This window comes from Streptomyces sp. NPDC033845, from assembly GCF_055576225.1.
This window is the reverse complement of sequence record NZ_JBVIRI010000016.1, coordinates 100,512-123,710: the sequence shown is the minus strand read 5'-3', so window position 1 is coordinate 123,710 and position 23,199 is coordinate 100,512. Positions and strand designations below refer to the sequence as shown.

The 23,199-nt window shown below is 73.1% G+C and carries 18 protein-coding genes; 7 read left to right on the top strand and 11 right to left on the bottom strand.

Translation table 11 applies throughout. The features are described from left to right. Positions 1 to 68: 68 nt before the first annotated feature. The 3 genes from ACZ50K_RS28825 to ACZ50K_RS28815 all read left to right on the top strand — a co-directional run bounded on the left by ACZ50K_RS28825 (position 69) and on the right by ACZ50K_RS28815 (position 4,720). Complete coding sequence (locus ACZ50K_RS28825; protein WP_468908232.1) at positions 69 to 452, top strand: hypothetical protein; 384 nt, start codon at positions 69 to 71, stop codon at positions 450 to 452. A gap of 192 nt (positions 453 to 644) precedes the next feature. Continuing rightward, on the top strand, positions 645 to 4,079 hold the full coding sequence (locus tag ACZ50K_RS28820; protein ID WP_468908230.1) for a phosphocholine-specific phospholipase C: 3,435 nt from the start codon (positions 645 to 647) through the stop codon (positions 4,077 to 4,079). 278 nt (positions 4,080 to 4,357) lie between these two features. After that, the gene (locus ACZ50K_RS28815) at positions 4,358 to 4,720 is read left to right on the top strand and encodes a hypothetical protein (RefSeq protein ID WP_468908228.1); all 363 of its coding nucleotides are present in this window, start codon (positions 4,358 to 4,360) and stop codon (positions 4,718 to 4,720) included. A 91-nt stretch (positions 4,721 to 4,811) separates the two neighbouring features. Here ACZ50K_RS28815 and ACZ50K_RS28810 read toward each other — a convergent pair whose 3' ends face one another. Beyond that, a complete protein-coding gene (locus ACZ50K_RS28810) occupies positions 4,812 to 7,715 on the bottom strand; it encodes a collagenase (RefSeq protein WP_468908226.1) in 2,904 nt (967 codons plus the stop codon). Positions 7,716 to 8,036: 321 nt separating this feature from the next. Here ACZ50K_RS28810 and ACZ50K_RS28805 point away from each other — a divergent pair, with 321 nt between their 5' ends. Then, the gene (locus ACZ50K_RS28805; protein ID WP_468908225.1) at positions 8,037 to 9,560 is read left to right on the top strand and encodes a LamG domain-containing protein; all 1,524 of its coding nucleotides are present in this window, start codon (positions 8,037 to 8,039) and stop codon (positions 9,558 to 9,560) included. 9 nt (positions 9,561 to 9,569) lie between these two features. On the opposite strand, the gene ACZ50K_RS28800 is transcribed toward ACZ50K_RS28805, so the two are convergent. Together ACZ50K_RS28800 and ACZ50K_RS28795 are read right to left on the bottom strand one after the other, a co-directional pair. Beyond that, the gene (locus ACZ50K_RS28800; protein WP_468908260.1) at positions 9,570 to 9,971 is read right to left on the bottom strand and encodes an ATP-binding protein; all 402 of its coding nucleotides are present in this window, start codon (positions 9,969 to 9,971) and stop codon (positions 9,570 to 9,572) included. Between the two features lie 73 nt (positions 9,972 to 10,044). After that, positions 10,045 to 10,398 carry a hypothetical protein gene (locus tag ACZ50K_RS28795; RefSeq protein WP_468908223.1) on the bottom strand — a complete coding sequence of 118 codons (354 nt, stop codon included), beginning with the start codon at positions 10,396 to 10,398 and terminating at the stop codon, positions 10,045 to 10,047. Between the two features lie 118 nt (positions 10,399 to 10,516). On the opposite strand from ACZ50K_RS28795, the gene ACZ50K_RS28790 reads away from it, so the two are divergent. Next, positions 10,517 to 10,663: a hypothetical protein gene (locus tag ACZ50K_RS28790; RefSeq protein WP_468908221.1), complete on the top strand. Its 147-nt coding sequence runs from the start codon at positions 10,517 to 10,519 to the stop codon at positions 10,661 to 10,663. A gap of 61 nt (positions 10,664 to 10,724) precedes the next feature. On the opposite strand, the gene ACZ50K_RS28785 is transcribed toward ACZ50K_RS28790, so the two are convergent. Continuing rightward, positions 10,725 to 11,303, bottom strand: a complete 579-nt coding sequence (locus tag ACZ50K_RS28785) for a TetR/AcrR family transcriptional regulator (RefSeq protein ID WP_468908220.1) — start codon at positions 11,301 to 11,303, stop codon at positions 10,725 to 10,727. A gap of 160 nt (positions 11,304 to 11,463) precedes the next feature. Between ACZ50K_RS28785 and ACZ50K_RS28780 the strand changes: the two genes are divergently transcribed. Continuing rightward, positions 11,464 to 12,498 (top strand): medium chain dehydrogenase/reductase family protein, encoded by a 1,035-nt coding sequence (locus ACZ50K_RS28780; RefSeq protein ID WP_468908219.1) that lies wholly within the window; start codon positions 11,464 to 11,466, stop codon positions 12,496 to 12,498. Positions 12,499 to 12,561: 63 nt separating this feature from the next. Here the strand turns inward: ACZ50K_RS28780 and zwf are convergent, their stop codons facing one another. The 7 genes from zwf to ACZ50K_RS28745 all read right to left on the bottom strand — a co-directional run bounded on the left by zwf (position 12,562) and on the right by ACZ50K_RS28745 (position 21,762). Further along, a complete protein-coding gene (gene zwf, locus ACZ50K_RS28775; protein WP_468908217.1) occupies positions 12,562 to 14,067 on the bottom strand; it encodes a glucose-6-phosphate dehydrogenase in 1,506 nt (501 codons plus the stop codon). Positions 14,068 to 14,191: 124 nt separating this feature from the next. After that, positions 14,192 to 14,728 (bottom strand): hypothetical protein, encoded by a 537-nt coding sequence (locus tag ACZ50K_RS28770; protein ID WP_468908215.1) that lies wholly within the window; start codon positions 14,726 to 14,728, stop codon positions 14,192 to 14,194. A 204-nt stretch (positions 14,729 to 14,932) separates the two neighbouring features. Further along, positions 14,933 to 17,416: an alpha/beta fold hydrolase gene (locus tag ACZ50K_RS28765; protein WP_468908213.1), complete on the bottom strand. Its 2,484-nt coding sequence runs from the start codon at positions 17,414 to 17,416 to the stop codon at positions 14,933 to 14,935. Positions 17,417 to 17,426: 10 nt separating this feature from the next. Beyond that, positions 17,427 to 18,728, bottom strand: a complete 1,302-nt coding sequence (locus tag ACZ50K_RS28760; protein WP_468908212.1) for a hypothetical protein — start codon at positions 18,726 to 18,728, stop codon at positions 17,427 to 17,429. A gap of 142 nt (positions 18,729 to 18,870) precedes the next feature. Next, positions 18,871 to 19,422 (bottom strand): tellurite resistance TerB family protein, encoded by a 552-nt coding sequence (locus ACZ50K_RS28755; protein WP_468908210.1) that lies wholly within the window; start codon positions 19,420 to 19,422, stop codon positions 18,871 to 18,873. Between the two features lie 89 nt (positions 19,423 to 19,511). Further along, positions 19,512 to 19,877: a hypothetical protein gene (locus ACZ50K_RS28750; RefSeq protein ID WP_468908209.1), complete on the bottom strand. Its 366-nt coding sequence runs from the start codon at positions 19,875 to 19,877 to the stop codon at positions 19,512 to 19,514. Positions 19,878 to 19,989: 112 nt separating this feature from the next. Beyond that, complete coding sequence (locus tag ACZ50K_RS28745; protein ID WP_468908207.1) at positions 19,990 to 21,762, bottom strand: RICIN domain-containing protein; 1,773 nt, start codon at positions 21,760 to 21,762, stop codon at positions 19,990 to 19,992. A 54-nt stretch (positions 21,763 to 21,816) separates the two neighbouring features. On the opposite strand from ACZ50K_RS28745, the gene ACZ50K_RS28740 reads away from it, so the two are divergent. Further along, a complete protein-coding gene (locus ACZ50K_RS28740) occupies positions 21,817 to 23,175 on the top strand; it encodes a flavin monoamine oxidase family protein (RefSeq protein WP_468908206.1) in 1,359 nt (452 codons plus the stop codon). The last annotated feature ends 24 nt before the right edge of the window (positions 23,176 to 23,199 follow it).

Sequence of the window (23,199 nt, the reverse complement as noted above, 5' to 3'; positions counted from 1 at the left end):
TGACCGCGCGGTTCCACACGTCCGTCCTCGTCCACGGGCTGACGCGCCGGCGGTGCCTGGTGATCGGCATGCCGCTCTGGGCCGCCCAGCCGCCCCGGCAGCGCGTCGCCGTGCTGGCCCGGGCGATGGCCGAACTCTCGCCCGGCCAGCTGCGGAACGGCGTCTTCGTCGGATCGGCGCTGCGCTCGCTGATCGCAGGGGCGGACCTGATGCGTCCGGCCGGGCAGGTGCCGTTCCTCGGGGCCGGGCTCGGCGACGCCCGGCACGCCCCCGATCTCGCGGAGGGCGCCCTCCGCTTCAACTCCCGTACCCGGGCCAGCGAATGGGCGCCGCGGCTGCCGAGGGAGGCGGTCGAGGCGGTCGAGGGCGAGCGGATCGAGGACGAACTGCGGGGCCCCGCAGGTGCGGTGGCCGGGCGGGTCATGCGGGACGGGGTCGGCCCGGGGTTCTAGGAGCGGCGGGAGCGGCGGGAGCGGCGGGGACCGTCGGATCAGGACGGCGGGCGGTCGGTTCCGAGAACGCCGGCCTGCCCGGTGATCAGGGCGTTGACCTGCGGAAATCCGGTGCGGCCCGGGGGTGAACTCTCGGCGAATCCCTGGTTCCGCGGGTTTCGCCCGCTCCGGGCCGCGCATAGCCTCCCCGACATGCCCGAAATTTCACGTCGCAAGGTCCTCGGCACGCTCGCCGGCGGTTCCGCGCTCTCCGTCCTGCCCCCCTCCCTGCTCCAGGCCATGGCCGCGCCGATGCCGCGCGGCGGTCTGCGGGCCGTCGAGCACGTCATCGTGCTGATGCAGGAGAACCGTTCTTTCGACAATTACTTCGGCTCCCTCCGGGGAGTCCGCGGCTTCGGTGACCGGACGGCGCTGCGGCTGCCCGGCGGGGCGAGCGTGTTCGAGCAGCCGCGCGCGGGCGGTCCCGCCGTACTGCCCTTCTCCGCACGGCAGTCCGCGGTGGACGCCGGGCGGCCGGAGAGCGACATCCAGTACCTGGGCTCGCTGCCGCACGGCTTCACCGACGGGGTGCAGGCCCGGGCGAACGGCTGGTGGAACGACTGGATCGCCGCCAAGGGGCAGAGCACCATGGCCCACTACGACCGGCGGGACATCCCCCTCCAGTACGAGCTGGCCGACCGGTTCACCATCTGCGACGCCTACTTCTGCTCGGTGTTCGGCTCGACGAACCCCAACCGCAACTACCTGTGGACGGGCACCACCGGCTTCGAGCCGGGCGGCGGGGCCCGGGCCGTCACCAACGCCGCGTACTCCTACTCCCACGCCGGCTACGACTGGACCACGTACCCCGAACGGCTGGAGGCGGCCGGGGTCTCCTGGCAGATCTACCAGGAGTGGGACAACTTCACCGACAACGCGGTGGAGTACTTCAAGCCGTGGAAGCGGATCGGCCGCAAGATCCTGACCGCCGCCGGTTTCCCGTACGCCACCACCGAGGAGTTCTACGACAAGCTGTGGGACAAGAGCCCCGCCGAGCGGGAGAGCTCGCTGGCCCGGTTCCGCACGGCCGTGGACTCGCTCCCCGAGGACGAGCGGCGGCTCTTCCTGCGCGGCGCGCACCGCTCCGAGCCCGGCACCCTCGTGACCCGTCTCAAGGCCGACATCAAGGCCGGGACGCTCCCGAAGGTGAGCTGGGTGGTGCCGACGGCGGCCCTGTCCGAGCACCCCGGCTCCTCCACCCCGGTCGGCAGCGCGGGCCTGGTCTACGACCTGCTGGACGCCATCGCGAGCGACCCGAAGACCTGGGCGAAGACGGCCCTGTTCATCAACTTCGACGAGAACGACGGCTACTTCGACCACGTCCCCTCCCCCACCGCGCCCCGCCCGGACAACGGCGAGGGCGACGACTGGGTCGGTGGGCGGCCCGTGGGCCCCGGCCCGCGGGTCCCGATGACGGTCGTCTCGCCCTGGACGGTCGGCGGGTTCGTGAACTCCGAGGTCTTCGACCACACCTCCGTGATCCGGTTCCTGGAGAAGTGGACGGGGGTCCAGGAGCCCAACATCAGCACCTGGCGCCGCAGCGTCTTTGGCGACCTGACCTCCGTGTTCGACTTCCAGCGGGCCTATCGTCAGCCCGAGGTGGAGCAGCCCGGCCCGGTTCCGGCGCCGGTCGGCCGCTGGAACCCGGTGCCGCCCCCGCGGCAGGCGCTGCCGGTGCAGGAGGCAGGTGTCCGGCCCACCCGGCCCTCGCCGTACCGGCTGTCGCTGCGCCCGTCCGTCACCGGCGGCGAACTCCGGCTGCGGCTCGGCAACGAGGGCCCGCGGGCGGCCGCGGTGACCGCCTACCCGGGCGACGGGACCGCCCCGCGGACCTGGACCGTCGCCGGCCGGGACGCGGCCACCGGCACCTTCCCGCTCGGACCCGAGGGCTACGACGTGCAGGTGCACGGCCCGGGCTGGGCGCTGTGGGAGCTGCGCGGCTCCGGCACGGGGGCCGAGGCGTACGCGGTGGAGCGGCCGCGGGCCGGCCGGGTGGACGTGGAGTGCGTCAACCCGTCCGACCGGACCCGGACCCTGCTGGTGGGCGAGTCCACGCATCCTCGCCGGGGCGAGGACGGGGTGGTGACCGTCCGGCTCGCGCCCGGCCGGAAGCGGACCGTGTCGGTGCCGCTGGCGCGGCACGGCTGGTACGACATCGTGGTGGTCGACGAGGGCGACCCGCGCTTCCTGCGCCGGATGACCGGGCGGGCCGCCGCCGACGGCCCCGGCACCACCGACCCGGCGACCGGGACGGCCCCGGCACTGGCCGCGGCGGTCACCCTGCCGAAGCCGCTGCCGCCGCTGACCGCCCCGCTGGTGCAGGGCAGTCCGGCCGAGGTGGTGGTGAGCGTACGGAACCAGGCCGCGGGCCGGCTGCGCGGACTCGCGGTGTCCCTGCTGGCCCCCGCCGGCTGGGCGGTGACGCCCTCCGGTGCGGTGCCGAAGAGCCTGCCGGGCGGCGGCTCGGCCGACCTCCGGTTCACCGTCACCCCGGCCGCCGACGCCGTGGCCACCACCCTGGTGGTCGCCGCGCGCGCCGAGGGCGGGGGCCTGCTGCGGATCGCGGACGCCCGGGTGCGGGCCGAGGTCGCGCCCGCGGTGAGCCTCAGCCTGACCGCGCCCGCCAGCTCACCGGGCACCGACGGCTGCGCGCTGTCCCCCGAGAAGCCGCTGGCCGTGACCGCCACCGTCACCAACGCGGGCAGCACCCCGCTGACCGGTCTGGCGGGCGCGCTGGCCGTGCCGGAGGGCTGGAGTGCCGTACCGGCTCCGGGCGCGCCCGGGTCCGTGCCGGCCCGGACCTCGGTGACGGTCGGCTGGAACGTCACGGCCCCGGCCTCGGCGGCCCGGACCTCGGCCACCCTGAAGGCCACTGTCGGCGCCCGGCTGGGCGGGAAGACGGTGGAGCGGACCGAGTCGCTGGCCACCCGGGTCGGGCCGGTGATGACCGGCTATCTGCTCGCCGAGGACTTCGAGTCCCTCGCCGGGACGCTGGCCCCGGCCGCCGACCTGAGCCGGTCGGGCCTGGGATGGACGCGGACCGCGCCCGAGGGCTGGACGGTCACCAACGCGGCGGGCATGCCGCAGGGCACCCGGGAGCTGAACGGCTGGTCGTTCCTGTCCCGGCAGTTCTGGTTCCCGGCGGGCCAGGAGCGCCCGGCGTTCGGGCGTTCCCTCGGGATCGTCGCGGTGGCCGACCCGGACGACTGGGACGACACCGGGAGCCCGTCCGGCCGCGGCACCTTCGACTCCACGCTGACCACGCCGGCCGTGGCGATCCCGGCGGGGACGGAGACCCTGCACCTGGGCTTCGACTCGCACTACCGGCAGGAGAGCCCGCAGGAGGCCGAGGTGACCGTGGTGTTCGACACCGGGGCGAGCTCGCGGGTGCTGCACTACTCCAGTGCGGCCTCGGGGAACACGAACGCCGGTCGGGACCAGCAGAACCGGCTGGTGACCTGCTCCTTCCCGGTGCCGGCCGGGGCGGCTTCGGTGAAGGTGAGCTTCCGGGTCCACCACGCGGGCAACAACTGGTTCTGGGCGGTGGACAACATCCGCCTGGGCGACGCCCCGCTCCGCGACGCCTGACGGGCCTGCCGGCCCGCGCGACCCACCACGCCCGGCCGGGGCCCCCGGCCAGCCGGCTGCCCGGTACGGGCCGGGTGGCCGGGTGGCCGGGTGGCCGGGTGGCCGGGTGGCCGGGTGGCCGGGTGGCCGGGCGGGCGGAGGCCCGCCGGGGGCCGGAAGGGGTTGGCCTGAAGGTCGCTGTGCGTGGTCGGGTGGTGTTCGGTAGCAATGGGGGCGGGCCTGTGGCGCCCACCGACGGTCGGTGGACGCGTCCAGAGTGCCGAGAAGGGATCCCTCCCATGATCCGCACCCGAGTCGCCGCCCTCGCGGCCGTCGCCGTGACGGCCCTCACCCTGGGGGCCGGGCCGGCCGTCGCTGCCCCCGGTGACACAGTCAACATGTGCGCGAACGCCCTCACGCCGTCCGGCTGGGTGGACGTCCAGTGGTGGAACAGCGGGGGCTGCGGCTCCGGGTTCACCCCCAACATGAAGCAGATCAAGGACCTGCGCGGCTATCCGGTGGGCACCCAGGTGAACGCCTGTGGTTCGACCTGGCCGCCGGCCGGCTGGACGATCGTCAGCACCTTCTACTCCAGCGGCTGCCGCTACTCGGCGGTGCCCAGCCTGGATCCCAACTCCTGGACCCTCAAGCGCGTCTCCTGAGCGGCGCCGGACGCACCGGACGCACCGGACGCACCGGACCCCTCGGCCTGCTGGCCGAGGGGTCCGGTCCGGAGCGGGGGTTCCCGTCCGGTCAGAACTCGGTGGTCATCTTGACGTTCTCGAAGCTCTTCGCGGCGTAGAGGCTCAGGTAGACGAAGCCGGGCTTGAGGTTCTTCACGGTGAGGGTCTCGGCGTTGCCGGACTTCACCGAGCGCTGGGTGTAGGCGCTGGTGGTCGCCCAGTCGGTGGGGTTGAAGTAGAGGTCGGCGTTGCCGGTGCCGCCCTCGACGGTGATCTTGATGGTGGTGGTGCCGGCCGGGACGTTCACCCAGAAGTAGCGGTGGTCACCGGCGGTGGCCTTGAGGTCGGTGCGGAAGCAGTTGGCGGCCATCGCCTGGGCGTTGGGGTCCGTGCACTGGACGATGGGGGTGCCGAAGGTGGTCGTGATCCTGACCTTGGCGAAGCCCGTGACCGCGTGCAGGCTGATGTAGACCCGGCCCGAGGGGTTCTGGACGGTGAGGGTCTCTGCGTTGCCCGCCTTGACCGACCGCTGGGTGTAGGCGCTGGTGGTCGCCCAGTTGGTGGGGTTGTAGTAGAGGTCGGCGTTGCCGGTGCCGCCCGCCACGGTGATCTTCAGGGAGGGGGTGCCGGCCGGGACGTCGAGGTAGAAGTAGGCGTAGTTCCCGGTGGTGGCGGAGACGTTGGAGCGGTAGCAGTTGTCGCCCAGGACTCGGACGTCGGCGTGGGTGCACTCGCCCGGGGCGGTGGTGCCCGCCACGGTGACCGACTTGGTGGTGGTGCCGGTGGCGCCCTTGTCGTCGGTGACGGTGAGGCGGACGGTGTAGGTGCCGGCGGCCTGGTAGGTCTTCGCCGGGCTGGCGGCGGTCGAGGTGGTGCCGTCGCCGAAGTCCCAGGCCCGTCCGGCGATGGTGCCGTCGGCGTCGGTGGAGGTGTCGGTGAGCTGGACGGTGAGTCCGTTCACCGCGCTGGTGAACCCGGCCACGGGCGCCTTGTTGGTGGGCGGGTTGGTGGTGCCGCCGCAGTTGCCGGCCGCGCACTGGGCGAGCCAGGCGGCGAAGTCGGCGTCGTAGCGGGTGCCGATGGTGGAGGTGAGCAGGGTGCGGGCGGCCGCCCAGTTGCCCGTGCGGTAGTGGCCGAGCAGGGTGGCGACGTCCTGCGGGTGCGACTGGATCATGTAGCGGACCGCGAGGTAGCCCCAGCGGTAGACCCGGTCGGCGTCGGAGTTGTCGTAGGTGGTGTCGAACAGCGTGCTCAGCTTGTAGGTGTTCTTGGCGGCTTCCGCGATGGCGCGGTCGTTGACCACGTTCAGGTAGTGGTAGGAGATGTACTCGGCCGAGCCCTCGACCCACATCACGGTCGGGGTGGTCATGCCCTCGTCGAAGTCGCCGAACATGTTGTAGCGGCCGTCGAGGTAGTGCGTGTACTCGTGGTTCAGGTTCCAGATCTGGAAGGCGGGCCGCACCCATTCCGCCTCGTAGGCGATGAACCGGGGCAGGTTGCCGGCGGCGGACGGGTCGCCCTCCAGGTACATGCCGCCGTTGTCGGTGCTGATGCCGAAGATGATGCCGGCGTAGGTCTGGTAGTCCGTGCTGGAGTCGAAGACGACCATCTCCAGCATGGTGTTGTTGTCGCCCGCGACCGGGCCGCTGTCCTTCATCACGCTGTGGAAGTAGGCGTCCTGGTTGGCCACGCTGGTGCAGGTGGCGGCCAGGTCGGCCGCGGTCAGCTGCTGGGCGGCGATCCGCAGCGAGGGGCTGCAGGTGTGCTTGACGGTCAGCACCGCGTCCCGGACCCGCTGGGGGAGGTCGCAGGTGGTGTAGTAAGCGCAGTTGTCCGCGTCGTAGGAGGTGGTCATCTCGGCGAGTGGAACCCACAGTTCGCCGCTGGAGCCGGTGATCGTGCCGCCGTCGAGGAGCTGCTTGACGAGCGGGCGGACGGTCGGGCGAAGCGCCGTGTGCTGGAGGAAGCGGCCGAGTTCGCGGCCGGCGTTCGCCGTCAGATAGGACTTGGAGGTGCCGAGCAGGTCCTTGTGCGCCACCGCGAAGTCGCGCAGCACGGTCAGGATACCCGGGTCCGCCTGGACGGCCGGCAGGAAGGCGTCGGTCTGGTGCCCGCGGAAGAGGACGGTGTAGGAGTTGTTGACCGCCGCGACCATCGACCAGGAGGCGTCGTACGAGGCGTTGTAGCCGGTCAGCATGCGCTTGACGACATCGAGGTAGCGGGCGTTCTCCTGCGCGCTGTCGATGAGGATGACCGCTTCGGACAGGGTCGCGCCGTTGGCCTCGGTGACATCGCGGGAGCGCGGGGCGGCGAAGAAGGTGTCCAGGCCGCCGCGGATGGCGGTGGACAGGGCCGGGCCGTAGGCGCCGACGGTGGACTCGTTGTACCACTGGACGAAGTAGCCGGCGCGCAGGAACAGCACCAGCTGGCCCGTGGACGTGCTGTTGTCACCGGGGTAGTTGGCGGTGTTCGCGCGGAGCGCGTCGGCGACCGTGACCATCTGCGCCTCGCGGAAGGCGGCCTTCGCGTCTGCGCCCTTGAGCTGGAACAGCGTGTTGACGCAGGTCAGTTCGGCGCTCTTGATCTGCTGGACCAGGGCGCTGCCGGTCTTCGAGGTGAAGTCGGCGACGTTGCAGGCCGCGGCGTCGAGGGCGGCGGCGCCCTTGCGGGCCTTGCCCTTGCCGGCGGCGGAGCCGCCCTGGTCGGTGCGCGCCAGGTCCTTGGCGGTGGAGCGGAGGGGGGCGCGCTGCGCCAGGTCCTTCGCGGGCCGCTCGGCGTGTTCGGCCCGGAGGGCTTCGGCGGCGGCCGTGTCCGTCGAGGGCTGCGGGGCGAGGCCCGTCGCACGGACCTCGGCGGGGGCGGCGGCCGGGCCCTGCCCTTCGCGGGCGAACGCCTGCCCGGCGGGGGCGAGCACGCTGACGCCCAGACAGCAGGCCAGCGCGGCTATGAGGGGCCGGACTCGACCTCTGGGCATGGGGGAACTGCGCATGGGGATGGGCCTTTCGACGTGGCCTGTGACCGTGCTGGGGACACGGTGGGTGAGGGGTTTGATCGCGACGGCGGCGGGAGTCGGCGGATCCCGCTGCTGTCGTGAGCACGGCAATCAGTGTGGCTGTAACATTGCACACATCACATGGCGCGGAAAAGGGGTTGGGTAGGCCCTTTTTTCGTTTCTCCAGGACCGGTTCAGGCGCGGCGCTCCGCCCCCACCCGCCACCTCATCGCCCGCCGCACCGCACCGGGCGCCCCTTAGACTCTGCGTCGCATGCAGAACGATCATGGGGGGGTAATGAAGATGGTGACCAGAAGAGGCCTGTTGAGCGGGGCGGCCGTCGTCGGTGCCGGAGCGCTGGTCGGCGCGACCGGAAGCGCGGGGGTGGCCCAGGCGGCGGAGCCGCTGAACACCCCGTTCACCCCGGTGTCGGTTCCGCACCTCCTGCAGGCCGAGCAGATGGTCGGATACCAGCGGATGCTGGCCGCGGGACACCTGGCGGACGGCGGCCCGGTCGGTCACTGGCCGCTGAACGGTAACGGAGCGGACCAGTCCGGTTTCGCGCGGTCCGTGACGCCCGGTTCGGGAACGAGCTGGACGAAGCTGCGGGCGGGCGGCGAGCTGAGCCTCGGGGGGACCTCACAGTCGTACGCGGCGGCGGGCAGCGTGCTCGACACCACGGCGTCCTTCACCGTGTCCGCATGGGTCCGGCTCTCCGACGACCCCGCCAACCCGGCGTCGCTGGGCGCGAACGCGAACCCCTACACGGCGGTCAGCCAGGACGGCGCCATGACCAGCCGCTTCCTGCTGATGTACGACAACGACGCCAACCGGTGGGCGTTCAAGGTGCGCGGCGAGGGCCAGGCCGACAAGGCGGAGGCGTTCGCGACGGCCGAGGTCAAGCTCGGCACGTGGGTGCACCTCGCCGGCGTCTGGGAGAAGGGCGGCGGCGGCGCCGCGACCACCCTCCGGATCTACGTCGACGGCGTACTGGAGGGCACCGCCACCGACTCGACCACCGCCTGGGCCGCCACCCAGGGGTTCAACGTCGGGCGGGCCAAGTGGAACAGCGTCCCGGCCAACCGGTGGCACGGGAGCATCGGCGACGTCCGCGCGTACAACAGGGCGCTGACCGCCGAGGAGGTGTCGGTCGTCAGCGGGAAGACGGCTCGGTACAACAACTTCTACCTCATGGACGCGACTCCCCAGGTGGTCTGGGGTTCGCCCGTCGAGCCGGCCACCTGGATCGCCCGGGCCCGCTGCTCCTCGTTCATCACCAGGCTGCTCCGGCAGTCCTACGCATGGGCCGCACCCGAGAAGCAGTACTTCACGCTCCACTTCCAGGACTCGGGCCCCGAGGCGGCGGACTACCGCGCCGGGTTCGACGCCGACCCCGGCCCCCACTTCAGGAAGATCCGCAAGGTGGCCGACCTGCGGCCCGGAGACATCATCGCGGTCGACTACAAGGGCACCGTCGCCGACAACACCGGCCACATCGTCATGGTCCGGGAGGTCAAGGGCGTCCACACGGCCTCGGGGAACATCCAGGGCCAGACCCAGTACGCGGTCGAGATCATCGACTGCACGGGCGACCCCCACGGTGTCTACGGCCTGTCCAGCTACGAGGCCTACCCCGACACGAGGATGGTCGACAACCTCGACAAGCCCGAGTCCCTGAACCTCACGGGCGTCGGGATCGGGCACATGATGTTCTACGCCTCGAACACGACCGGCGAATTCTCGGGGTACCGCTGGAGCGTCAACTCCGGCCCGGACAACACCCATTCCGTCGCGGCCCGGCCGATCTCCGCCGCCCGTGTCGTCTGACGCCGCGCCCTAGCCCGAGGGGCCGGGGGGCGGGCGGAAGCAGGCGGTGACGTCCTTGCCGGTGGGGCAGCGCCGAGCCCGCCAGCTGTCGGCCAGTGCGCCGACGAGGAACATGCCCCGGCCACCGAGGCCGCCCTCGGTCGGCTCCCGGAGCCGGGGCAGTTCCGTGGAGGAGTCGTGCACGGTGACATGCAGGCAGTCGCCGTCCCAGGCCAGCACCAACTGGGCGGCGGCGCGGGCGTGCACATGCGCGTTGGTGACCAGTTCGGAGACGGCGAGCAGCACGGCGTCCAGCGTCTCCGGGGCGGTCCGCGACCATCCCAGGGTCTCCAGATGGCCGCGCGCCCAGTCCCGCGCCGTCTTCGGCGGGCTGTTCAGCGGCAGCGAGCGCGCCCAGCCGACGGCTCGCATCGACGCGTCTTCCGTCACGGCTCCTCCTCCCGCCCCCGTCCCGCCCGCGGCGTACGGGGGCCTGGTGCCCTGGTCAGGCGGCGGCTTCCGCCGTCGGCACGGTGTCGTGGACGGCCTGTCGTACGGTGTCGTAGACCGGCAGATGGCCGTACGGCCGGAGCGCCTGCCGGACCTCGGCGGAGCGGGCGGCGAGCGCGAGCGAGGCGCCGAGCTCACGGCAGGCCCGGTCCGCGCGCAGGACCACGCTCAGGGTCGCCGGACCGGTCGGGCCGGCGGGCAGCTCGACCACCACCCGGCGGGGCTGGTGGCCGAGGAGCAGCCCCTCGATCCGGCGCAGGGCGGGACCGCGGCCGCTGATGTCGAGGTCCGCGCCGAAGCGGATGATCAGCAGGTCGTGCACGACTTCGTGGGTGAGCGTCGCGGTCAACGTCGGCCCCTTCCGGGCTCGATGGGAGTGGTCCCCCTCTGCGATGCCCCGGATCCGCCGACGCACGCGCCGGGTGAACCTCCGTGTCGGATCGGGTGGAGCGGGCAGGCGAACTCTCATGACCCTGATGCTGCTGTTCCTGCTGCCGCTCGGACTGGCCCTCGTCCTCCTCGCGACCGGTGGAGCCGACCAGCGTGGGCGCCACGCCCATCACGGCCACCACACCCAGCACGGCCAGCACGGCAGGCGTCGCCACGGGCGGTAGGTCCCGCCCCGGCGGGTAGCCCCCTCCCCGCCCGCAGCTCCCGGCCCGGCCGCCCGGCCGGTCAGTGCAGGGTGGCGGCCTCGGCCTCGAAGAGCGCCTCCGGATCCAGGCCCATGCCCTCGAAATGGCCCGCGAGTTCGAGGGAGAGGATCCCGTGCAGCCGGGTCCAGAAGGCCAGGGCCGTCGCGCGCGGGTCGGCGGAACCGGCCGCGGCCGCCGTCTTCAGCAGGACGTCCATCATCTCCGAGGCGATCCGGGTGGTGTCGGCCGGGGCGCGGTAGCCGGGCACGGGGGTGCCGTAGAGAAGCAGGTAGCGGTGCGGGTCCGCGAGAGCCCAACGGCGCAGGGCGCGGGCGATCCCGTCGAGCCGGGCGCCTTCGGCGGCCGCGGAGTGGAACGCGTCGGCGAGCCCCCGGTAGGCGTCCCGGATGAGCTCGGTGATGAGTTCGTCCCGGCTGGCGAAGTAGCGGTAGAGGGCGGGGCCGCTCATGCCCAGCTGTTTGGCGATGGCGTTGATCGACAGCGCGGAGGCCCCATCGACCGCGATCTGCTGCCAGGCCTGCTGCTTGACCTCCTCCCGGACCTGGTTCCGGTACCGCTCGCGCGGTGTCTGCCCCGCACCTGCCGTCGTCCCCGCCACTTCCTTCTCCCCTCGCACCGGTACGTCCATCACGCGAACTGCGAGTTAGAACCTATCACTCATGCGAATGCTTGACACCTTCGCGAGATCACAGTTATAACTTCTCACAGAAGCGAAAGGCGCTAACGGAAGGCGCTGACGATCAGTGGAGGTCGGTCATATGAGCACCAGCGTCGAGCGTGTGGAGGTCGTCCTGCCCGGCACCGTGGAACCCGAGGGACTCCAGCTGCGCCACGGGCCGGTCCCGGTGCCCGGACCGGGCCGGCTGGTCGTCGCCATGGAGGCCACCGGCGTCTCGTTCGCCGAGCAGCAGATGCGGCGCGGCCGGTACTACGACCAGCCCCCGTTCCCCTTCGTCCCCGGCTACGACCTGGTCGGCACGGTGACCGCCACCGGCCCCGGGGTCTCCCCCGACCTCTCCGGGACCCGGGTGGCGGCCCTGACCAAGACCGGCGCCTGGGCCAGCCATGTGCTCCTCGACGCGGCCGACGCGGTGCCGGTGCCGGCCGGAGTGAGCGCCTCCGAGGCCGAGACCGCGGTGGTCAACGGCATCACGGCCTGGCAGATGCTCCACCGCAAGGCCCGGGTCCGGTCCGGCCAGACGATCCTGGTGCACGGCGCCAACGGGGGCGTGGGCACGGTGCTCGTCCAGCTGGCCCGGAGCGCCGGGGTCAAGGTCATCGGGACCGCCTCCGCCCGCCACCACGAGGAGCTGCGCCGACAGGGCGTGGAGCCCGTCGACTACCGCACGGAGGACGTACCGGCCCGGGTGCGGGAGCTGGCGCCCGGCGGGGTGGACGCCGTCTTCGACCACATCGGCGGCCGCAGCGTGACCGACTCCTGGGGGCTGCTCGCCCCCGGCGGCACCCTGGTCTCGTACGGCAGCGCCGCCACCCGGGACGACTCCGGCTCCAAGCAGGCGCCCGTGCTGAAGATCCTCGGACGGGTGTGGGTGTGGAACGCCCTGCCGAACGGCAAGCGCGCGTACTTCTACAACGTCTGGGGCGGCAAGGCCCTGTCCGGGGACCGCTTCCGGGCCCGGCTGCGGACGGACCTCGGCCAGGTGTTCGAGGCGCTCCGGCGCGGCGAGATCACCGCCCGGATCGCCGCCGAGATCCCCCTCGGCCGGGCAGCAGAGGCGCTGCGGCTCGCCGAGTCCGGGACGGTCAGCGGCAAGGTGATCCTCACCCCGTGACGGGCCTCCTTCCCGTATGACCACACCCCGCCGCTCGGGGACGGCGGGCAGCGTCCTGCGGGCCTAGCCAGGGGTGGTGCGGTGGTCGGGGAGGTGCCAGTGGTGGGGGGTGATCAGGGGGGTGATGGCGGGCGGGCCCCAGGTGCCGGGGGCGTACGGCTGGACGGGGGGTGGGGAATGCAGCAGGGGGGCCGCCACCTCCCACAGGCGTTCGATGCCGTCGGAGCGGGTGAACAGGGACTGGTTGCCGCGCATGGCCTCCAGCAGGAGGTGCTCGTAGCCCTCCAGGAAGTTCCGGGCGGCGAACGAGGTGCCGTAGTTGAAGACCATGTCGCCGTCCGCCAGCCGCATCGACGGCCCCGGTTCCTTGACCAGGAAGCGGGCCGTGATCGAGCCGGGGTCGTCGAAGTCGACGACGAGTTCGTTGCTCCGGCCGTCCGCGGCAGCCCGCGCGTCCAGCGGGAACATCCGCAGGACCGGCTCCCGCAGGCCGAGGGTGACCAGGTGCCGGCCCTCGGCAAGGGCCTTGCCGGTGCGGAGGTAGAACGGGACGCCCGCCCAGCGCCAGTTGTCGATCTCGACCCGCAGCGCCACGAACGTCTCGGTGTCCGAGGCCGGATCCACGCCCCGTTCCTCGCGGTAGCCGGTGTACTGGCCGCGGACCACCCGGGCCGGGTCCAGCGACCGCATGCTGCGGAACACCTTCACCTGCTCGTCGCGCAGGGCGTCCGCCTCCAGTGCCACCGGCGGTTCCATGGCGATGAACCCGAGCAGCTGGAACAGGTGGGTGACCACCATGTCGCGGAAGGTCCCGGTGCCCTCGAAGAATCGGGCGCGTCCCTGGATGTCGATGTGCTCGGGCACGTCGATCTGTACGTAGCCGATGTGCTCGCGGTTCCACAGCGGCTCGAAGAGGCCGTTGGCGAAGCGCAGCGCGAGGACGTTGTCCACGGCCTCCTTGCCGAGGAAGTGGTCGATCCGGAACACCCGCGACTCGTCGAAGACGGCGTGGATGGCGGCGTTGAGGGCGCGGGCGGAGTCCAGGTCGGTGCCGAAGGGCTTCTCGACGATGACCCGGCCGCCCTCGGCCAGGCCGGTGGTGCCGAGCAGGTCGATCATCGCGGTGAAGGCGGCGGGCGGCACGGCCAGGTGGAACAGCCGGCGCGGTGTGCCGCCGAGCGCCGTCTCGGCCGTGCGTACGGCCGCCGTCAGGGGTTCGGCGGCCCCCGTGTCGGCGGCGCCGAAGGACAGGGCGGCCTCGAACGCCTCCCAGGCCGGGCCCTCGGGGCGCGAGCGCCCGAACTCGGTCACGGCCTGTCGCGCGTGGGCCCGGAACTCCTGGTCGGTGAGGGCTTCGGCGGCGGGCGCGGTGCCGACGATCCGGTAGTTCCGGGGCATCAGCCCGGCCCGCGCCAGATGGAACAGCCCGGGGAGCAGTTTGCGCCGGGCCAGGTCGCCCGTCGCACCGAACAGGACGATGACGTGGTCCTCGGGAGACCGCGGTGACTCGGGGAGCTCGGCGGGTTCAGGGGGCTCGGGTGGGGTGGAGGGCTTGGTGGGCTGGACCATGGCGCATCCTCATTCGTCGGCGCCCGGGCGCTGCACCGGGTGCGGCGGCCGTGCCCCCAGAAGCCACTGTGCGCTCCCGCGGCAGATCCGGCACCCCGAGACCCGGGACAGCACACTGGCCCCTTCAGTCCCCTTCGGTGCGGGACAGGGCCTCGGTGATGAGGCGGGTGGCGTAGTCGTGGTCGTCCGTCATGCGGTTGATGTGGTCGGCCAGCAGCAGGGCGGTCGCCTCCAGGGTGTTCATCTCGCTCGGGGTCCACTCGCCGAACTGGGCCCGCCACAGGCTGGGGCTGAGGCCGGTTCCGGCCGCGATGACCAGGCCGGCCGCCGTGGGGATGGTCTCCGGGCGGATGCTCTTGGGCATGGTGCCCAGGGAGGTCACCAGATGGGGCACGACGTACTCGATGACGTCCTTGCCGTGCTCCTCGTGCGCCTTGCCCAGCCAGGTCATGAACATGTAGATGAGCGTGCAGGTGCCGTCGAGGAGGTCCTGGGCGCCTTCGGGGCCGAGGGAGGCGAGGAACTGCTCGGTCATCAGCTGGTTCTCGGGGCTGGTCCCGGCTCCGCCGTCGTAGACCGCCTTGAGTCGCGAGTCGATCACCAGCAGGGCCGCGTCCACGTCACCGGCCGGGGCGTAGCGGGGGTCGTACGAGGATGTCACTGGGGTCCCTCCGGCGTGATGGGCAACGGTTCGCTCCCACGCTAGGGCCGCCGACCGGCCCGGGTCAGCCGAACCCGGGGTAGCGGCCGAGTCGGGACGGGCGGCCTGGCCGGTTCCGGGCCCGCCCGGCCACCCCGCGGCCCGGCGGTCCCCTGCTCGGCGCCCTGCCCGCTCGGCGGCTCGCGGGGTGCCGGGGCGTGCCGGTCAGGGGACGGCGCGGGTGGCCGCGTTCCCGTACACCGCGTAGGCGAGGCGGGTGGGGTCTCCGGTGTTCTCGCGGACGGCGCGGCGGGCCGAGAGGGAGGCCTCGCCGAGGGTTTCGCGGCCCGAGGCGAAGCCCTCGTAGAACGTCTGGGCGAAGGTGAGCGCGGAGTCCGAGCGCACCGGCCAGAGGGTGCCGATGAAGGCGCCCGCGCCGGCCTTCAGGAACTGCGGGGCCCAGCCGAGGGTGGTGCCGAACCAGTCGATCTCGCCCGCGCTGCGGCAGGCGTTCAGGAAGACCAGGGGGCGGGCCTCGCGGAGGGACCGGGACTCGGCCGCCTTGGCGAGGTCGATCGGGTCGAAGGGGACGTCGGCCATCCGGATCTGGGAGCCCTGGGCGGTGAAGGTGTTGTGGCAGGCGAAGTGGATCAGCCCGGTGGTGCCGAGGCCGATCAGCTCGGAGAGTTCGCGGTGGGTGGTGATGGACCTCGGGGCGGGGCCGCCGCGTCCCTTGGCCGCCCCGATGCGGGCGTGCACCGCCGCCGTCTCGGAGAGGGCCTCCGGGGGTGAGCCCGGTGGCACCACGAAGGCCGCCGGGTCGAGTCCGAGCAGGCGGACCCGGTCCTGGTCGTAGATGCGGCGCAGCACGGGCAGCCATTCGGAGAGGAAGCCCTCCCCCTCCTGGTCCCCGTTGAGGGGGTAGAGCAGTTCCCAGGGCACCACGTCCTGTTCGCCGATGACGGTGAAGGAGGTCATCCGGGAGGCCTGTTCCCAGAACTGGCGTTGGACCGCGGCGGGCACCGCCGAGGTCCAGAGCTGCACGCCGAGGTTCTGCAGGCGCCGGTACTGGTAGTCGTGGTCGGGGGTGTCGTGCGGCCCCCTCGCGGCCTTGGCCATGGCGCAGAGTTCACGGTAGAGCTGCTCCCCGGCCCGGCGGGGGTCGTTGCCGCGGAATCGGAAGGTCTCCGCCTCGTACCAGGTGGTGCCGACGAGCCGGAAGCTGTACGTGCCGGCCGTGTCGTCCCGGTCCACCACCAGCGTGGTGTCCCCGGGGTCGTGGTCCAGGGATTCCAGGGCGGTGTGGCGCGGGAGGCCGTCGCGGGTGGCGCTTCCGTGGTCCACGGTGATCGGGCAGAGGACCTCGCCCAGGCAGGTGGGTCCGCGGAAGGCGCGGACGGTGACCGTGTGCGTGCCGGGGACCGAGGTCCGGAGTCCGAAGCGCAGCACGGTGGAGCTCCTGCCCGGGTAGGCGGTCAGGTCCTGCTCCAGGTCGTCCACGGCGATCAGTCCGGGGGCGTGGACGGTGACGGTCAGGCGTACGCCTTCGGGCGGCAGGGCCGTCAGGCCGGTCAGCGGGTGGCCCCGGTCCGCTCCGGAGACGATCTGGGCCTGGAGGGGGATCCGTCTGCCGGGGGACGACTGTTCGGCGAAGTCGACGACGAGGCGGTGCGGTTCGGCCCCGTCGAACCCGGCCCCCTGGTCCGCCGGTGTACGGGGGCCGCCGGAGTCGGGTGTTCCGGAGGGGGTGCCGTGCGGAACCGGGACGGGATGCCCCCGGGGGACGCCGACGAGGGCCCGGCCCGCCCCGGTGATCACCTCCACCGCCCGGTGGGCCTGCCGGACCTGGCTCCGGTCGAGCACGGCCCAGCTCAGCACCTGGGGGATCACGAGGAGGTCCGCCGCATAGCGGGTGTGGTCCCGGACCACGGGCACCGCACCGGGGATGCGCTCCGCCAGCCAGCGGACGCGTTGCCGCTCCTCGTCCCCGGCGTGCCACATCAGGACCGGGGCGGTGATCTCCGAGGGGTCGAAACCCCAGGGCCGGGCGAACGCGAGGGCGTCGTCGATCCAGCCATGGGCGGAGTTGCGCAGGCCTTCGCGGTAGTCCCGGAGGAGCATGGACCGGATGTTCGCATCGGTGGCGACCGCCCGGTGCCCGTCGGCGAGTTCCCGCCGGAGCCGCTCCAGCACGTCGACGGGATCACGGCTCGGCCGGAGCAGGCGGGCCGGCGGGTCGGCGCCGTCCGGTCCGGGTCCGGTGTCGAGGAGCCCGCCCGGTCCCCCCTCCCCCCGGGTCATCCCGTCGAACAGGTCGGAGCCGTCCGCTCCCCAGGGGGCGGAGGCCACGATGGTCGCGACCCTGCTCACCCTCGCGGGGAGGGCGGCCGCCACGGCGAGGGCGTGCGGGGCTCCGCCCGACCTGCCGATCACCGCGAACTCCTCGACGCCCAGGGCGTCGGCGATGGCGGCCACATCGGCGGCCGCGTCGGCGACGGTGCGGCCCGGCATCCGGTCCGACCCTCCGTAGCCGGGGCGGTCATAGGTGATCAGCTGGATGCGGCGCTGGTACAGGACCATGCCCCGGGGGGCCGGGCCCAGACGGCCGCCCGGGGTTCCGTGCAGCAGGAACACGACCCGGCCGGCCGGGTCTCCGAAGCGTTCCACGGCCAGGTTCCTGCCGTCGGCCGTCCGCACGTGGTGGCGCACGCCGCCGCCCTCAGGCCCGCCCGGTCATGGCGTCGCGGATCTCCGCCGCCACGGCGGGCATGTCCCAGTAGGAGGAGTGGGTCCACAGGCCCGCGGTGGCCGCGTGCGGGACGGGGATGTCCAGGGGGTGGCCGCCGTGGTGGTGCCGGAACACGCGCGAGGCGGAGAAGGCGAGCATGTCCAGGGGTTCCCACAGGTTCACCCAGTGGGGCAGGGAGGCGGGCAGGTCGACGTTCTTCTCACCGTCGTAGGAGCCGAGTTGGCCGCCCCTCGGGTCGCAGACATGGAAGAACGCCGCCTGTGAGCCGAAGGTGAGCAGGGTCCGCGTCCACAGGGGGTCGGCCGCCGTGGCCATGTCCACGGCGATCACCCCGCCCAGGCTGTGGGCGACGATCCGGACCGGTTTCCCGGGGGTCCGGCCGAGGTCCGGATCGACGGAGGCGATGACCTCGCGGACCCGGCCGTGGACGGCGGCCTGGTGGCGCTGGTAGACGAGTACGTCGCCCAGGAAGGCCGTGGCTCCGGGGCCGAACCGGGTGCGCAGGGAGTGGTTGGCGCGCCCGGCCACGGCCTGGACGGCGGCGCCCGCGACCCGGTCCAGGTCGGACAGCCGGCGGCGGAGCACGGCCCGCCATCCCGGGCCGTCGGCCCCTGGGCCGCCGGCCCGCAGGCCCTCGTACGGGTCCTCGTCCTCCCCGGGGCGGAGGTCGGCCAGCAGGCCGGCGAGGGCGCGCCCGGTCTCCCGGAGCAGGGCCTGGTCGTCGAGGCGGCTCAGCCAGCGGGTCTCGGGCCACTCCTCCTCCAGCAGGTCCAGGGCCTCCTGGACCTGCTGGACCTGCTGGGGTGCGAGGGGGCCGGTGGTTCCGTCCCGCAGGACGGGATCGTGTCCGGAGGCGTGGTCGGCGGGTGGGGCTTCGAGGTGGTCGGTGATCTCCTGGGAGACCTGGGACCAGGTGAGCCGGGCATGGGCGGGGGCCCGCCCGCCCAGGGCCGCGGAGAGGGACGCGGGGTCCGTGAGGTCGTGGGGCCCCGGTGCCGGGGCGGGCCAGGGGGTGTCGGCTCCGGCGGCGGCCGGGTGGTTGCGCAAGCCCGAGTCGGCGGGGGCCGGGGGCGGTGGGGTGGGGGAACCGGGGGCGGGCAGGGTGCGGACGATGAGGTCGTTCCTGGCGCCGAGGTCGCCCCAGTAGACCGGGACCATGTCCAGGCCGGTGGCCGCCCGCAGGGCGTCCACCGCGCTGGTGAAGGTGTCCGGATCGCGTTGGGCGACACCGTGGATGACGAACACCGGTCCGTCCGTTTCGAGCCCTGCCATGCGTGTCCCCCGGATCGTCCGGCTGCCCGCCTGTCCGCCTCGGCGGCTGTCCGCCACAGCATGGAGGGAGCCTCGGGCCCCGCGCCAGGGTGCGGGGCCCCAGGGTGTGGTGGTCAGCCCTGTGCGGTGGGGGTTCGGCCGGTCAGAGGCCGAACTCCTGGGCGGGCAGGCCGAGGGCGGCGCAGACCTCCCGGAGGATCTGCTCCTCGGCGGGGGCCACATAGCCGTCGGCGCCGGCGACGACCAGACCGGTCTGCACCACCGCCCGGGCCTCGGTCGGCTTCTTCGCGGCCTTGGCGATCTCCTGCATGGCCTCGGCCTTGCCCTGCGGGAAGTTGGCCGCCAGCTGGTCGACGTGCTTGTTGAACCGCTGCCGGAGCTGGTCCGGCGGGAAGTTCTGCAGGACGTCGTTCTGCACGATCAGGGACTCCACGTGCTGCCGCTCGGCCGGGTCGACCGAGCCGTCGGCGGCGGCCACCAGGGCGCAGACCGCCATGCTGGCGTCCCGGTAGGCACCGCTCTTCAGCTCCGCCTTGAGGCTGCTGAGCTGTGACTTGAACAGGCCCATCAGCTGGGCCTTCGATCCGCCTCCGGAACCCGGTCCCGTCCGGCCGTGACCGCTGGACCCACGCGCCCCCTGGGTCTGCTGTTGCAGCCCCTTGGCCTGGTCCTTGATCCGGTCCCACATCGCCATCTCCGTGCCACCTCGGCTTCCGCTCGCCCTCCGCGCACCTTGCACGCGTACCCTGCCAACGGCCGCCGACCGCGCCGAGTTCCCCGGCGTCAGAGGACGAACAGGCTCATGCCGGGGGCCTGCCGGACGGTCTGCCCGGGCAGGACGGAACCGGTGACCCGGCCGTCGCAGAAGGGTCCCGACCAGAGGAAGGCGACCTCGTCCGTGAGGTTGGTGACCGAGGAGGGCGCGAAGTCCCCCAACGGATGGCAACCCGACGGGTCGGCGTGCACCGCACCGTCGACGACCAGCACCCCGGCCGCCGCCTGCGCGGTGCCCGCCGCCGCGCCCGTCCACACCGGCGCCAGGGCGAGCGCGCACGCGGCCAGCACCCGTCCCGCCGCGCGCCGCGTCCCGTACCTCCTCGTACCGCCACCCGTACCCGTGCTCGTACTCGTGCTCGTGCTCGTGCGCATTCCGCTGCCGCCTCCGTCGTGCCGTCGAACCGTTCCGTCGCCGAAGGTAGTCGAACGTTACGCAACGTGACACCGGCGGACGGTGGTGCGGGAGGGGCGCCCGGTCAGTCGGTCACGCGGGGCGGACCGTCCACTTCTCGTCCTGGAGACCGTTGCAGGTGTACTGGATCAGGTGGGTGCCCAGGGCGGGCATGGCCCCCAGGCCCAGGCACTTGCCGGAGGACGCGTTCCGCAGTTCGCGGGTGGCCACGAGGTAGTACCACTTCTCGGCCGGATCGTCGTTGCAGGTGTACTGGAAGACGGCCGCGCCGTTCGCGACGCTGGAGCCGGGGCCCATGCACTTGCCGGAGTGGCCGTTGCGCAGGAGGTAGGCCCGGCGGCCGTCGGTGTGCCAGGTGCGTTCGAACCGCCAGGTCTTGTCGACGGCTCCGTCGCAGCTGCCCTGGACGACCTTCGCGGTGTTCCCGAGGGCGCCCGCGACACTGGCGCACAGGGCGCTGTGGTCGTTCTTCAGGGTGACGGGGCCGTCGAGTTCGCGGGGGAGCAGGGAGAACACGCTGCGCATTCCGGTGGCCTCGTTCATGCCCCACAGCCGGCGCGAGGAGGTGGAGTAGGAGAGGTTCTGGGTGAGGCTCGGCATCCGGCTGAGGATCTCCACCGGGCCGCCCGGTGCGGCCCGCCAGAGGCAGGAGGGGGAGCCTGCGTCGGCGGTGTCGGGGTCGCCCATGTAGTCGGTGTCGCACTGGGCGGACAGGTAGTAGTGGGTGCCGTCGGTGGTGACGCCCTGGAGTTGGTGGAGGGGGGCCTCGAAGGCCGCTTCGGCCACGACGGGAACGGCACCCGTACCCGCGCCCGTTCCCGTACCCGACGCGGGCTCGGACCCGTCGAGCCGTTCGACGGGCCAGCGGAGCACGTCCACCGGCTCCGTCCGGCGCGAGTCGCCGTAGCGCCCGGAGACCAGGCGCGGCGGTCCGGTGGTGACGGTGCGGTCGAGGCTCAGGGAGTTGAGGCAGGCGATCCGCCCGTCGCAGTACATGTTGCTCTTCTTGGCGGAGGTCTCCTGTGCCTCCTTGGTGCGGTTGGAGTAGCGGGCCACCATGGGCAGCACCCACTGGTGGCCCTCGGCGGCCGCGGCGCCGTTCGCCTTCCACAGGTGGTCGAGGTCGTAGACCTGGAGTTCGCCGCCGTTGGCCAGGAAGAGGCGGTTGCCGTGCCAGACGAGGCCGTCGGCGTGGACGTCGTCGACCGCGGTGAAGCCGGGGTCCTCGGGGCTGCCGGTGGGGCGGACCAGGAGGACATGGCCGTAGGACCAGGAGGTGCCGGTCGACTTGTAGACCGAGACGCGGGCCTTCTTGGAACGGTCGTCCGGGCCCGGGCCGTTGCCGTAGTACCAGGAGGCCATGTAGAGGTGGCTGCCGCCGACGGTGCCGCCGGGTTCGGCGTCGTGCGAGGCGGTGAACCCCTGCGGGTGCCAGCCGCCGGAGGTGGAGTAGGCGCTCGTCAGGGTGTCGGTCGAGTCCCAGCAGAAGCCGTTCCACTTCAGGGCGTCGTCGATGCCCGGGTGCTGGCACATGGCACGGCCGGTGCGTTCGCGGGATTCGGCGACGCTCAGCGGGGACACCGGGGTCACGGCGCCCCGCGCCTCGACCGCCTCGATCACCGAGCGCGCGGTGTGGCCCTCCGCCACCCCGGGTATCTCGCGCGGGTGGAGGACGAACTCGGACGGCACCTGTGCCCTGAAGAGCTTGCCGGAATCGCTGATCCTCGGGAGCGGCTCGGCGGCGGCGGCCGTGGGGGTGCCCCACAGGAGTGCGGCCCAGGAGGACAGCGCCACGACCGTCGCGACGGTCCGCCGGCCGCGACGGCCGGACAAATTCATGATCATGTGACCAGAAGCTAACGTACGGTTCCGGCCGTACGCCGGGGAGGGGTGCGGGCGATGCGGGACTCCGCGGACGTGGTGGTGGTCGGAGCCGGAACGGCGGGGCTGGTGGCCGCGCGCGAACTGGTCCGCGGCGGGCTGGACGTCCTGGTGCTGGAGGCCCGCGACCGGGTGGGCGGCCGCCTCCTGAACGCCGAACTGCCCGGCGGCGCCCCCGTGGAGATGGGCGGGCAGTGGATCGGCCCGACCCAGCACCGGGTGAACCGCCTGGTCACGGAGCTGGGTCTGGGCACCCACCCCACCCATGCGGACGGTGCGCACATCGCCGAGTTCGGCCCGGACCGCAGCCGCTACCGGGGCCGGATCCCCCTCCTGAACCCCCTGGTGCTCGCCGACATCGGCCAGGCCCAGTACCGCCTGGACCGCACGGCCCGCAGGATCGCCGCGGCCGAACCCTGGCGGGCCCGGGGCGCGGAGGGCCTGGACGGCCGGACCTTCGACGACTGGATCCGCGGGACCGCCCGCACCGCGCGCGGCCGGGCCTTCTTCCGGCTGGTCACCGAGGCGGTGCTGTCCGCCGGGCCGGAGGAGGTGTCCGCGCTGTGGGCGGCCTTCTACGTGGGTGCGGCCGGCGGGCTCGACCGGCTGATCGGCGTGGTGGGCGGGGCCCAGCAGGACCGGGTGGTCGGCGGATCCCAGCGGATCGCGCTGGAGTTGGCCCGGGAGCTCGGCGACCGGATCGTCCTGGGCGCGCCCGTGGCCGGGGTCGGGTGGCGGGACGGCGGGGTCCGGGTCCGCACCCGGGGCGGGGCGGCCGTCCGCGCCCGGCGGGCCGTGCTCGCCCTGCCGCCGCCCCTGAGCTCGTCGATCCGGTTCGAGCCGGGGCTGCCCGGGGAGCGGGAGGGGCTGGTCCGGGGGATGCCGATGGGGCGGGTCATCAAGGTCAACGTCGTCTACGAGGAGCCGTTCTGGCGGCGCGAGGGCCTCAGCGGCCAGGCCAACAGCACCGTGCGGCCCTGCGGCACGGTGCTCGACAACACTCCCCCGGGCGGCTCCCCCGGAGTTCTGGTGGGGTTCCTGGAAGGCCGGCACGCGGACGCCTACTCCCGGCTGGAGCCCGGGGAGCGCCGGGCGCGGGTGGTCGAGGACCTGGCCGGCTACTTCGGGCCGCGCGCCCTGCGTCCCCTCGACTACCTCGAACACGACTGGACCCGGGAGGAGTTCAGCCGTGGCTGCTACGGGGCCTTCGCCACTCCGGGCACCCTGACCCGGTTCGGGCCGGCGCTGCGCCGGCCGGTGGGCCCGCTGCACTGGGCCGGTACCGAGACCGCCACCCGCTGGGCGGGGTACATCGACGGGGCCGTGGAGTCCGGTCTGCGGGCGGCGGCCGAGGTCCTGGAGCCGCAGCGGCGTTGAGCGGCTGTCACGGGATCGCGTTAC

Bases quoted from the DNA above. Each gene is read 5' to 3' on its own strand.
- ACZ50K_RS28825 (WP_468908232.1), top strand. From the start codon at position 69: ATGCCGCTCTGGGCCGCCCAGCCGCCCCGGCAGCGCGTCGCCGTGCTG.
- ACZ50K_RS28820 (WP_468908230.1), top strand. From the start codon at position 645: ATGCCCGAAATTTCACGTCGCAAGGTCCTCGGCACGCTCGCCGGCGGT.
- ACZ50K_RS28815 (WP_468908228.1), top strand. From the start codon at position 4,358: ATGATCCGCACCCGAGTCGCCGCCCTCGCGGCCGTCGCCGTGACGGCC.
- ACZ50K_RS28810 (WP_468908226.1), bottom strand. From the start codon at position 7,715: ATGCCCAGAGGTCGAGTCCGGCCCCTCATAGCCGCGCTGGCCTGCTGT.
- ACZ50K_RS28805 (WP_468908225.1), top strand. From the start codon at position 8,037: ATGGTGACCAGAAGAGGCCTGTTGAGCGGGGCGGCCGTCGTCGGTGCC.
- ACZ50K_RS28800 (WP_468908260.1), bottom strand. From the start codon at position 9,971: ATGCGAGCCGTCGGCTGGGCGCGCTCGCTGCCGCTGAACAGCCCGCCG.
- ACZ50K_RS28790 (WP_468908221.1), top strand. From the start codon at position 10,517: ATGACCCTGATGCTGCTGTTCCTGCTGCCGCTCGGACTGGCCCTCGTC.
- ACZ50K_RS28780 (WP_468908219.1), top strand. From the start codon at position 11,464: ATGAGCACCAGCGTCGAGCGTGTGGAGGTCGTCCTGCCCGGCACCGTG.
- zwf (WP_468908217.1), bottom strand. From the start codon at position 14,067: ATGGTCCAGCCCACCAAGCCCTCCACCCCACCCGAGCCCCCTGAACCC.
- ACZ50K_RS28760 (WP_468908212.1), bottom strand. From the start codon at position 18,728: ATGGCAGGGCTCGAAACGGACGGACCGGTGTTCGTCATCCACGGTGTC.
- ACZ50K_RS28755 (WP_468908210.1), bottom strand. From the start codon at position 19,422: ATGGCGATGTGGGACCGGATCAAGGACCAGGCCAAGGGGCTGCAACAG.
- ACZ50K_RS28750 (WP_468908209.1), bottom strand. From the start codon at position 19,877: ATGCGCACGAGCACGAGCACGAGTACGAGCACGGGTACGGGTGGCGGT.
- ACZ50K_RS28745 (WP_468908207.1), bottom strand. From the start codon at position 21,762: ATGATCATGAATTTGTCCGGCCGTCGCGGCCGGCGGACCGTCGCGACG.
- ACZ50K_RS28740 (WP_468908206.1), top strand. From the start codon at position 21,817: ATGCGGGACTCCGCGGACGTGGTGGTGGTCGGAGCCGGAACGGCGGGG.